The following is a 10,461-nucleotide window of genomic DNA, read 5'->3' as shown; positions in this document are numbered from 1 at the left end:
TGCGGTCAAAACAGCTTCTCCCGGATGATGAGGACGTCTTCAGGCTGAACCGGATCATCCAGGTTCGCCTGTATTTCCTTCCCCCCCCGGCGTACTTTTATGCGTTTGGTGGAACCGGCCAGCGTCGGGCCGCCCGCCAGCGCGAGCGCCTGACGGAAGCTTTGACCCGGCACGAAAGAAAAGGCGCCCGGCTGCTGCACCTGGCCGTAAACATAGACTTTCTCTGCAGGCGGCACGAACAATATGTCCCCCGCCTTTAACTGCCTGCTGCCGCCCACCGCCATGTCGGCCAGCGATATGCGCACCGGCCCGCTGCCATCGGCTGGCGTCAGGATGACCGCATTGGCCCCGTCCTTGGTCGATCCGCCAGCCTTTGCTAACATCGACGCGACAGTATAGCCGCGATCCAGTGGATAATTGCCCGCTTGCGGCACATTTCCCAGCACCGTTACGAAGCGGCTCACATAATTGCTCACCTCCACATTGACGGAGGGATTGGTAAGGAATCCGCCGCTCGCATAGCTGGATGAGATTGCCTGGGCGAGCTGCGAACTGGTCTTGCCGCGGGCAGAGACTGGGCCGATCAGAGCGAGGGTGATCGTTCCATCTTCCTTGATCCGCGTCGTGGTCGATAGGTCCGGTTGACCGAAAATGGCGATCTTCACCTCATCATCCGGGCCCAGCTGATAACCGGCGTCGGCAATGGGCTGCGCTGGCGCAGCTGCCGTGGCGGTGGCCGCCGCGCCAGCCGTTTGGGCAGACGCAGCCATTGGACCGGCCGAGGCCAGGAAGATCGAAAGGCTGGTCAGGAGAGTCTCTGTTTTCACAGCTCATGCTCCATCATGTTCGAGGGTCAAAATCGGAACGCCGCGCCCAGTGTCACCTGAGTGCCGCTGAATTCGGCGACATCCGTGTCAGTGCGCCGCTTGTAGTGCTGCGCATCCAGCGTGATGTCCGCGCGATCGGTCAGTTTCCGCTTCAGCAGAGCGCCAAAGCGCTGGTTCCGGTCCGCCGTGATCGAAAAGGGGCGGAGCGCCGCGTCTTGCCGGAACTTGCGCCGTTCCCACTCTCCATAAAGGCCCACCGAAGTCAGCTCGGAAATCGCGAACTCGCCTTGCAGGCGATACCTCGTGCGGATGGCGAAGCCGCTGGCGATCAGGCTGTCATTGACGATGCTGCGCTCCGTTGTCGCGGTCAGTTTCAACCGCGGCACGATGCTGCTCGACAGGCTCAGATCCCAGCCCAGACCGTCATAACTACCCACCGCAGCGGAATCGCTATCGACGTTCAGCCATCGGACCTCGGCATCGATCTGCGTGATCGGTGACACTGCGCGCTTGAACCGCACGCCATAGCTGTTGGTCCGGTTCTCGATGCCCAGCTTGCCCCGGTCGCTATTCACCCGCTCGTAAAAGGCGGTGACCGTCCCCAGACTGGGCATATTATAGCCAACACCTGCCAAATAGGTGTCGCTGGTCTGGTCGGCATAGTCGAACGCGTCATCATTGCGCGTCAGGTCGCGGCGGTAGCTGGCCACCGGGAACAATCCCGGCCGCTCGCATCCCAATTCCGCGCCGAACGCCGTGAAGCGCTGGAGATTTTCGGTTTGCTGGTTGAGGTCGCCATAGTCGGCGCGCTGCTGGCGATAGGATGCCATTGGCGTGATTGAGCATGTCGCGCCAAAGCGGATGACTGCCTTCGCTTCCGTATCCAGCCGCAATTTGCTCCGCTGCCCTTCGGAGATAAAGCGGTCATAGCCGATCTGTCCTCGAAACAGCAGGTCATGCCGGCCGATCGGCTTGCCATAGGTGAGTTCCACCCAAGGCGTGACGATAAGATCCTTTGTCGGATCCTCGATCCGATCATCGACGCGATAGACATTGTCATCATACAGCAGGTCGAGCCCTGCCGTGGCTTGCAGCCCCATCGTTTTGATGCGGGCTTCATCACTGACTGATGAACTTTGTGCGTTAGCGGTTTGCGCATTTGCAGATGTGAAAGCAGCAGCCGTGACGGCGCAGCCCAGGACCGCAGCTACCGCGCAGCAAGACCAGGAGAATTTATGTTTTGCAGGCGCACAAAAGCGCCTCCGAAAGCGGGGAGTATAAGTAATAACCAAAAGTGCGACCCTTTATTGCATTGCAGCAATAAGGGCATGCTAGTCGCGTTTGCACGCAAAACGAACCACCGCGGAAGCGGTTTGTCGCGACTAAGCAACGGTTCGGTTGGTCGCAAAATTGGCCAAAGCGAACAACTTAGTTGCAGTCCAAAGCTGTTCATCTGGGAGCAATGTCAGCGCCTGCTACCTGTTCATCCTGTAGCAAGGTTACGCGGCGAGTCTGGTCAGAAGATGAGCGAACCTATCGCCGCCACCGCAGCTGCGAAGGTACCAATGCCGGCCCAGCGCGACAGGATTTCCACGCCACGATCCGCTCGGTCGGCAAAAGCGCGCGGGGCCGTCTCGAACGCCACTCCCCTCCGTTGGTCGGTCGTGCTGTTCAAGGAAGAAGGTTGCGCAACGGCAACCGTCGCAAAATCGTCTGCCACGTCTTTGGTCCGCCCTGTTCGTGATGACGGACATATCCGATTTTACGCTTAACAAATAGTTTTCACGCGGGCGAAAACGTCATCATTTCGTCGCAAAATCAATGAGGTGGTGCAAAATGCCCACGCGTTAGCGGAGATCGCGGTGACTGGGATCAGTAGGCGTTGCGGTGAACCAGTACGTTGAAGGTCCCGAACAGGATCGCGATGTCGCGCATCAGGCTCCAGCCATGGAGATATTCCAGGTCCGCCTCGACTCGATTGAGGATATCGCGACGCGTTTCAGTCGCCCCGCGGAAGCCCCGGATTTGCGCCAGGCCGGTGATGCCGGGCTTCAGGGCATGGCGGTGCCAATATTGGCGATCGACCTGCCAGAAAAGTTGTTCTTCCGCCGTCGATCCCAACGCATGCGGGCGGGGGCCGACCAGGCTCATTTCGCCGAGCAGCACATTGATCAGCTGAGGCAGTTCATCAATGCTGGTCTTGCGGATGAAAGCGCCAACACGGGTAATGCGGTTATCATCTCTCAGCGTCGAGGCCGCACCTGCCGCATCGCACTGTTCAACGCGCATGCTCCGGAATTTCAGGATATGGAACAGGCGGTTTCCGCGACCTATCCGCTCCTGCTTGAAGAAGATTGGGCCGGGCGAGTCGAGGCGGATCGCTATGGCGATCACGACAATCAACGGCGCCAGTGCGATAAGTAGCGGCACCGTGATGGCAATATCCAGCAGGCGTTTCTTGGCCCGATTGGCGAGGTTGAGCGGACCACGAGCCACGACCAGGGTGGAAACGCCGCGATAGGTCTGGACCGCCAATGGAGCCATATGATCCAGCTCCGGCACGATAATCTCGCCCAGAATATTGCCGCCCTTTAGCATCTGCGCCCAGTCGGCCTTCCGATCGGAAGGGCAGGATATGACGACGCGATCGAAATCGCGGAGCAAAGTGCCCAGGCGGTGAAGCATGTAGGGATCGTCAAGGTCAGCTTTGATCCCTGCCGCTTCGGCATCGACAATCACCATGCCGCTCACATCATGCGGGATCGTTCCCCCGTCTATGATCAGCAATTGTGCGAACAGATCATCGCTGAAATTTCGCCGCACTGCCCGTACGATCAGCAGTCGCTGCACGACGAGCAACGTGCTGCTACATAAAATACCTGCGGAAATGCCCAGCCGCGACAATTGCCCCGTCGCTTTGAGGGAAAAGACAACGAGCAGGAAGATCAGCAGGGTTCCCGCCAAGGCAAAGCAGGCATTACGCAAGCTCGGTGTCACGCGGGTGAGGCAGATGGGGTTATAGGCTTGGTTGTGGAATGCCACGACGCCATAGACAATCATGCCGCCAGCAAGCGGCTGCCAGAATTCGCTCGATAGCAATGGAATGCCAGCCGTGCGGAGGCCCAAAGCAAAACCCGTTGCTAGCGCGGCCATATCAGCCACCAGCAGCAACAAGCACAGCCAAAGCCTCACATTCCGCTGAACGGCGGCCCCTACGGGCTGGCGACTAGGAGACCCTTCGATCGCCAGATCAATTTTCGACATCTGCAACCCTTTTTATGTCCTGACGTCAAACGGCTAACCGGTCCGAAGATCGGCTTGCGTGCATCAGACATCCGCTGCCTTTTGATTTATGTTGCGGAGCAGCAGGGCATAAATGTTTTGGAGTAGCAATCATCGCTGGGACGCCCGGACGGTCTTTTCCGACGATCCGTTGGTCTCAAGGGACGCAATGCCCCGCTCGTGCGACGACCCGAAATTTGACCGCGGGAATTTGCAAGCAAAAATTTATGGTTCAATCGAAGCCCTTGCTCGAATCAACTGCAGTGCGAACGCGACTCAGTCGATGAACCACCAACTGATCAGTGCGAGCACGATGAGCAGCACGGCAGGTCCAGCCCACCGCGATAGCAACTCTATCCCGTTCTCCGCCTCGTCATGCGTTAATGGCCACCAGCCCCGGCTTTGAGACGTCTTTACGGGCGCAATGATGGCCGGATCATGGCGCGGCTGCAGCTCGGTCGGCCCGGAGCTTTTATCTTGAGGTTGAGGTGACAGGTCGATCATCTTCAAATGCCCCGGAGCGCGCCATTTCGCTCATGTGAGTAAAATAGTGGCTTTGGCCAAAAAGAGAAGGGAATTTGCGACCGCTCACACCATTGCAGAGGAGTAAAATCGAGCGTTTCGCGAATGTCGATATCTTAAGGCGACGGGGGTCACCCCGGCGCGGTTACAATCGCTTGTCGTGAAAGGCGAAATTTTCTGTTTGCTCTCGCGTCGGTATTGCGCTGGTTGGTCGGGGCACTGCAGAGCAGCACGTCGGCTCGTTACCAAGGCGAGTTCAGCCTGAGGGCGACGCGTCTCCGTTGAACCGTTTCCCCGCTACGGCGAACTGCACCGAAATGGCGGTTTATCCATTGTTAACAAAGAAAATTTTTCGCACTCAGCATCTCGCGCTGCTATTCAGGGATTAGCAGCATAAAAGGGGACGGGTCGGGTGGCGCATATCCTGGTTGCAGATGATGATGACTTGCTCGGCGAATTAGTCCGCTTCAAATTGGAGGCGGCTGGTCATCATGTGACGATCAAACAAGACGGCGCTTCGGCCCTGAGGGAAGCGCGCGGCGGCGACTATGACCTAATGGTGCTAGACGCCATGATGCCGGTTATGTCCGGCCCCGACGTGCTGAGGGCGCTGGCCGCCGAACAGCCTGAGATGCCGATCGTGATGCTGACATCGCGCAAGGCGCAGGCGGACGTTCTGGCTGCTCTGACTGCGGGTGCGCGTGACTATCTTACCAAGCCGTTCATCCCCGATGAACTTGTTGTCCGCGTCAACGCCATATTGAAAACCGTCGGGCGGGTGCAGTGATCCTGCTTGTGTCGACCGCTGCAGCGGTGCCCCTGGCGCAAGACACTGCACCTAATGCGAGCCGCAGGGAACAGATTGCTCAGGCCCGTGCGGCTGCGGCCCGGCAGGACTTTGCCCGGGCGATCCGTCTGTTGGAACAGGCAGACGCGGTTCATCCTCAGGATCCCGAGATTTTGCGTCTGCTGGGAAGCGCATATGCGTTCGACCAACGCTATCCTCAAGCGATAGCGACGCTTCGCCGCGCGTCCTTGCTCGCTCCCGACGATCTGGATATTCGCGCCGCGCTTGCGCGCGCCTATCTTTGGTCCGGTGATCGCGCCGCCGCACGGGGCGAAGCGGCCGCTATCGAGGCGCGATCGCCCGGTAACGCTGACGCCGCCGCCATACGCCAGCAATTGCTCACATCGCAGACGTCGGCCAGGGAGAGTGAAAGGAAATGGGGCTTGGCGGCCGCGCAAAGCTTTTCCCATGTCACCTTTGCGAACAGGCCGAGCCAGACCTGGGCAGACACAAGCTTCGCGGTCTTCGGGAATATAGGCCCCACGACCGCCCTTTCGGTCGGAGTGGAGCGCGAGGACCGGCGAACGGCCACTGACACCCGTTTTGAAGTCCGGATCGATCAACAACTCAGGCGAAGTTTGCGCATCTATATCGCCGTTGCCGCCACGCCCAATGCCAACTTCCGGGAAAAATGGGGCGTGACAGGAGGTGTAGAAGCGGATGTGGCGTCCTTCGCGACATTGCTCGCCGACCTGAGGCATGCGGAATATCAGGACGCGTCAGTGACTGTGTTTCAGCCAGGCGTTCGCATTGCCATGCGCAAGCTGGGACTGAATGCGACCGTTCGCATGATCAATCTGTGGGATGAAGACGGAACCCATCGTTCGGGCCTGTCCGGCCGTCTCGATCGGCCTTTTTCCAGCAGCGCCACGCTTTTCGCCGGAGCCGCTACATATCCTGACACTGAGGCAGGCATCACAAGGCAGGTGCACTCCCTGTTCGCGGGCGGCACCATGCCGCTGACGCAGAAAGTGCTGCTACGCGCGGGCATCGACTATGATCGGCGGCGCGCGACCTACACGCGCAAGGGTGCGTCGCTGGGCATCCAGGTCAGGTTCTGATCGTGCCGGGTATAGCCGTTGCGGATGATGTAGCCCGGATCGCCATCCTGATCTCCGTCTATGGCGCCCTTGCGATGGCGGGCCTTTTACTCTTCCTGGTGATGCGCCGTGACCGAAAGGAGCGCGCCGCCACGGTCACTGCGGAATTGACGCGCGCCTTGACGCGGGAAATCATGGGAGCAGGCGAGAATGTCGCTGCGTCGCCCGCCTTTCGTCAGGCGCGCCCAGCCGAACGGCTCGCGGCAATCAGCCATCTGGTACAATTGTTACGCGGCGAAGACCGGGATCGGCTCGTCGCGCTGACCGAAGAGCAGGGATTGCTCAAGGACGCGCTACGGCGCGCTAGGCGCTCCCAACAACGGCAGCAGATTGATGCGCTGCGCCTGTTGGGTGGCATCGGTGGAGATCAAGCGGTTACCACCCTTGATGCGGTTCTGCGTGAAGACCCGCGTCTCGACACGCGATTGGAAGCGGCGTCACTGCTTGCCCGGCTCGACGCCTTGCCGCAGCCAGACGAACTGATCGAGCATCTCGCCCTGCGCAGCGCCCGGATAACGCCTCTGCATCGCACTCTGTTCAGGTTGATCGCGTCTCGCCATCCAGCAGAACTGTTCGCTCTTGCTCGCTCTGAAGACCTGCCCCCTGCAGTGAGGGCGCTGGTGATCGACGCGCTTGGCTGGACGGAGGATTTTTCGGCTCTGCCCCTTTTGGCTGCTGCCGCCAGTGATCCGCATGCCCCCGTGCGGCTGGCGGCGCTGGATTCCGCGACCAAGCTTGGTCATCCGGGCAGCGCGGGTTGGATCATGCCGCTGCTGAGAGATCCGGTGCCCCGGTCCGCGCCCGCGCGATCCGCGCCTGCCAAATCATGCGCCTCAGCGATGGCCTACCCGCCATAGCTGAGTTGCGCCACGATCCCTCGCCCTGGGTCAGGCTGCGCGCCCAGCAGGCGCAGCAGGTGTTGGGAACAGCCTGATGCTCGTTGAAAACATCCTTGCAGCCGCTCAAAGCATAGGCGTGGCGACGCTGGTGGCGATCAGCATCGTCTGCTTTCTGGTCGTGACGATCCGCAATCTTGTCTCGACAATCCAGTTGCTGCTTGCCGCACGGGTCTTTGCGACCCGGATCAAACCGGCGCAGCGATCCTATGATCTCTGGTCGCGCTATGCCGACCTCGCCTTGCCGATCTCCGTCATCGCGCCATGCTTCAACGAGGAACTGTCGATAGCGGACAGCGCCCGCGCCTTGTTGGCCTTAGAATATCCGGACCACGAAGTCATCTTGGTCAATGATGGATCGAGCGATGGCACCCTTTCGGTACTGATCGAGCAATTCGATCTGCGCCCTATCGAGCGCGAACAACTGGCGGTGCTGCAAAAGACGCGCATCCGCGGCATATATGGCTCGGCGCGCTATCCCAACTTGATCCTCATCGACAAGGACAACGGGCGTAAAGCCGATGCGGTCAACGCGGGCCTGGGGTTTGCCGCTGCGCCGCTGGTGTGCGTCATAGATGCGGATTCCATCATCGAGCCGGACGGCCTGCTGCGCGCCGCTGAGCCTTTCATGACGGACGACGGTTCGCTGATGGCGGTGGGCGGGGCAATTCGCATCGCCAATGGCTCCATCGTCGAAGGAGGGCATGTACGCCAAATCCGCCTGCCGGGCCGCTGGTTGCCGCGCTATCAGATCCTCGAATATCTCCGCGCCTTCCTGACTGCGCGCATCGCTAATGCTCGGTTGGATATGCTGATGCTGATTTCGGGGGCCTTCGGCATGTTCCGCCGGGCGCCTCTGGTGGAAATTGGCGGCTACCGGCACGATACCGTCGGAGAGGATCTAGAGGTCGTCACCCGCATCCATCGCCGCATGAGGGAGGATAAGCGTCCGTATCGCGTCGCCTTCGTACCCGAAGTGGTCTGCTGGACCGATGCGCCGGAAAGCTGGCGGGGCCTGCGCAATCAACGGGCGCGTTGGGAACAGGGCGCGTTGGAAACCATCCTCGAACATCGCCGCATGCTGTTCAACCCGCGCTATGGCCGCGTAGGGATGATCGGCATGCCGTTAATCGTCATAGAAGATGTGCTGGGTCCGCCATGCGAACTGTTCGGCTATCTTTTGATCCCGCTCCTCTATCTCATGGGTATTGAATCCGGAACGATCGTCCTGGCCTTCTTCTCGATCACCGTCCTTTTTGGAACCGCGATCAGTCTTGGCACCTTGGCGCTCGAGGAGATGCAACTTCGACGGACGCCGAGTGCGAGGGATCTCTTCATGATCGGCATCGCCGCTGTCGTGGAAAATCTCGGCTATCGTCAGGCCAATCTGGCATTCCGCATCTATGGCATGTGGCGTTTCTATAGGAAGGACAACCGCTGGGCCGCAGCGGGGCGGGCCGGATTTTCGCGCGGGTGAGGCTAGCGCATCTTTGCTTGCTTATCGCGGCGCTCGGAAGCGGCAGCATGGCGGAGGCGCAAGCGATATGGGAGGCCCCGGTGGTGAAGGGCTGGCGTGAAGCAGAAAGTATCGACGTTCACGGCACGATGAACGATGGCATTTTCCGCCCGGACGCCATCGCGATCACAGAATTCCATGGCGTTACCGCACCAGCGCTGGTGCCCTTGGGCGAGAACATCCTTGGCTTGGCTCAGCCTCGCCCCTTTGGTGTCGAGGAGCGGGTGGTGATCCGCAAGGACGGCGGCCAGGTGGTAATGGACTGTAAGCCCGGCCGTTCTCCGGCTGGCCTCATCTTGCGCTGGCCCGATTTTCGCCTTCCAACGAGTTACCAAGGTCAGTGGCTATTGAAGGGCCACAACGATGGAAAGATCGCGGTTACCCCGGTTAAAGCAGGGCAAGACGCCCCAGCGGTGCCTGCCGGCTACTGGAAGGGCGAAGCACTCAGCCTTGCATTCACCGAGCATGAAGATCAGGCGCTTGTCCTCGCCTGTCCGGTAGAAGGCGCGTCCGCGCTACTCCAATCTGTAACGCTCGCCCCTGCGGAGAGTAGCACCTCTGTGCTTGCGCGGGGTACGTGGATATGGAGGGAGGAGGATTGGCGCCCTGACCCGGAGGACTTTGCCGGAGCTGCTGCTGCCGCTGGTTTCACTGAACTCGCCGTGCAGGTGCCCGCCAAGGCCGATGCAGCCTTCGCGCGATTGATCGGAGCGCTGGAGCAGCGCGGCGTCGAGCTGAGGTTGTTGGACGGAGACCCATCCATGGCCACGCCTGATGGACTGAAAAGGGCGGTCGCAAGAATCAGCCATTTGCGGAGTTGGAAAGTGAGACATGGGGCTCCTCAAGGTCTCATGCTCGAACTGGATATCGAACCCTATGGCCTGTCCGGGTTCGCCGCTGATCCAGAAAGGGGATGGCGCGGTTGGGCGGTGGCGGTGCAGGCGCTGGCGGCCGCATGGGGCGGTCCTGTTGCGGTCGATGTGCCATGGTGGATGCAAAAGTCGCCAGCCGGGGCGGCGGCCGTCCGGGCCGCCAGTTCCGCCATCAGAGAATTTGTCGTGATGGCATATCGGACCGACCCCCATTTGATTCTGGATGCCGCCGAGCCATGGTTTGGTCACGGCAAGGCGGTCCAGGTAGCGGTAGAAACCGGGTCAGTCGCGCCGGAGGTCACACAAACCTATCGGCGCGCCAGCCGGGGAACCCTGCGCCTGAATGACAGCTCTGTTGCATTATTCCCGGCAGCGCAGGACGTGGAACCCGGAGAGGCCGTTTACGCACTGCAGGCCCAGACCATTACTGACCCGGCGCGGGTTAGCTTTCATGGGGTGGAGGATCGCGCTGCCGAAGTAGAGCGACAACTATCTCCCATATTACGTGGCTGGTCGAACTTTCGTGGTTTTCGTCTGCACGGATGGCAGCTGAAGGTTGCGGGATGAAAAAATCTGCTTAAACTGCATCAATGTAGCGT

The 10,461-nt window shown here is 60.1% G+C and carries 10 protein-coding genes; 5 read left to right on the top strand and 5 right to left on the bottom strand.

Annotation, left to right across the window (positions count from 1 at the left end; translation table 11 throughout):
* Positions 1-5: 5 nt before the first annotated feature.
* The 5 genes from ACFO3E_RS18270 to ACFO3E_RS18250 all read right to left on the bottom strand — a co-directional run bounded on the left by ACFO3E_RS18270 (position 6) and on the right by ACFO3E_RS18250 (position 4,619).
* Complete coding sequence (locus tag ACFO3E_RS18270) at positions 6-827, bottom strand: polysaccharide biosynthesis/export family protein (RefSeq protein ID WP_066523617.1); 822 nt, start codon at positions 825-827, stop codon at positions 6-8.
* Positions 828-853: 26 nt separating this feature from the next.
* Positions 854-1,927: a porin gene (locus tag ACFO3E_RS18265; protein WP_156518336.1), complete on the bottom strand. Its 1,074-nt coding sequence runs from the start codon at positions 1,925-1,927 to the stop codon at positions 854-856.
* Between the two features lie 416 nt (positions 1,928-2,343).
* Positions 2,344-2,547 (bottom strand): hypothetical protein, encoded by a 204-nt coding sequence (locus ACFO3E_RS18260; protein ID WP_380806904.1) that lies wholly within the window; start codon positions 2,545-2,547, stop codon positions 2,344-2,346.
* A 152-nt stretch (positions 2,548-2,699) separates the two neighbouring features.
* The gene (locus ACFO3E_RS18255) at positions 2,700-4,091 is read right to left on the bottom strand and encodes an exopolysaccharide biosynthesis polyprenyl glycosylphosphotransferase (RefSeq protein ID WP_066523624.1); all 1,392 of its coding nucleotides are present in this window, start codon (positions 4,089-4,091) and stop codon (positions 2,700-2,702) included.
* Between the two features lie 294 nt (positions 4,092-4,385).
* Positions 4,386-4,619 (bottom strand): hypothetical protein, encoded by a 234-nt coding sequence (locus ACFO3E_RS18250; RefSeq protein WP_380806902.1) that lies wholly within the window; start codon positions 4,617-4,619, stop codon positions 4,386-4,388.
* Between the two features lie 424 nt (positions 4,620-5,043).
* Here ACFO3E_RS18250 and ACFO3E_RS18245 point away from each other — a divergent pair, with 424 nt between their 5' ends.
* From ACFO3E_RS18245 to ACFO3E_RS18225, 5 genes are all read left to right on the top strand, one after another.
* Positions 5,044-5,418 carry a response regulator transcription factor gene (locus ACFO3E_RS18245; protein WP_066523628.1) on the top strand — a complete coding sequence of 125 codons (375 nt, stop codon included), beginning with the start codon at positions 5,044-5,046 and terminating at the stop codon, positions 5,416-5,418.
* On the top strand, positions 5,415-6,539 hold the full coding sequence (locus ACFO3E_RS18240) for a YaiO family outer membrane beta-barrel protein (RefSeq protein ID WP_066523630.1): 1,125 nt from the start codon (positions 5,415-5,417) through the stop codon (positions 6,537-6,539). The genes ACFO3E_RS18245 and ACFO3E_RS18240 overlap by 4 nt, the downstream gene beginning before the upstream one ends.
* A 2-nt stretch (positions 6,540-6,541) precedes the next feature.
* Positions 6,542-7,435: a HEAT repeat domain-containing protein gene (locus tag ACFO3E_RS18235; protein ID WP_380806899.1), complete on the top strand. Its 894-nt coding sequence runs from the start codon at positions 6,542-6,544 to the stop codon at positions 7,433-7,435.
* Between the two features lie 76 nt (positions 7,436-7,511).
* Positions 7,512-8,951 carry a glycosyltransferase family 2 protein gene (locus ACFO3E_RS18230; RefSeq protein ID WP_380806896.1) on the top strand — a complete coding sequence of 480 codons (1,440 nt, stop codon included), beginning with the start codon at positions 7,512-7,514 and terminating at the stop codon, positions 8,949-8,951.
* A gap of 47 nt (positions 8,952-8,998) precedes the next feature.
* Entirely contained in the window at positions 8,999-10,429 is a 1,431-nt protein-coding gene (locus ACFO3E_RS18225) for a hypothetical protein (protein WP_380806894.1), read from the top strand.
* Positions 10,430-10,461 lie beyond the last annotated feature (32 nt).

It is taken from the genome of Sphingobium tyrosinilyticum (genome assembly GCF_042654265.1).
Taxonomy (GTDB): domain Bacteria; phylum Pseudomonadota; class Alphaproteobacteria; order Sphingomonadales; family Sphingomonadaceae; genus Sphingobium; species Sphingobium tyrosinilyticum.
This window is presented reverse-complemented; position numbering and strand designations above follow the sequence as displayed.

What these genes read in the sequence shown, in the direction of transcription:
- ACFO3E_RS18265 (WP_156518336.1), bottom strand. Translation starts at nt 1,927, where the DNA reads ATGGGGCTGCAAGCCACGGCAGGGCTCGACCTGCTGTATGATGACAAT.
- ACFO3E_RS18255 (WP_066523624.1), bottom strand. Translation starts at nt 4,091, where the DNA reads ATGTCGAAAATTGATCTGGCGATCGAAGGGTCTCCTAGTCGCCAGCCC.
- ACFO3E_RS18230 (WP_380806896.1), top strand. Translation starts at nt 7,512, where the DNA reads ATGCTCGTTGAAAACATCCTTGCAGCCGCTCAAAGCATAGGCGTGGCG.
- ACFO3E_RS18225 (WP_380806894.1), top strand. Translation starts at nt 8,999, where the DNA reads ATGGCGGAGGCGCAAGCGATATGGGAGGCCCCGGTGGTGAAGGGCTGG.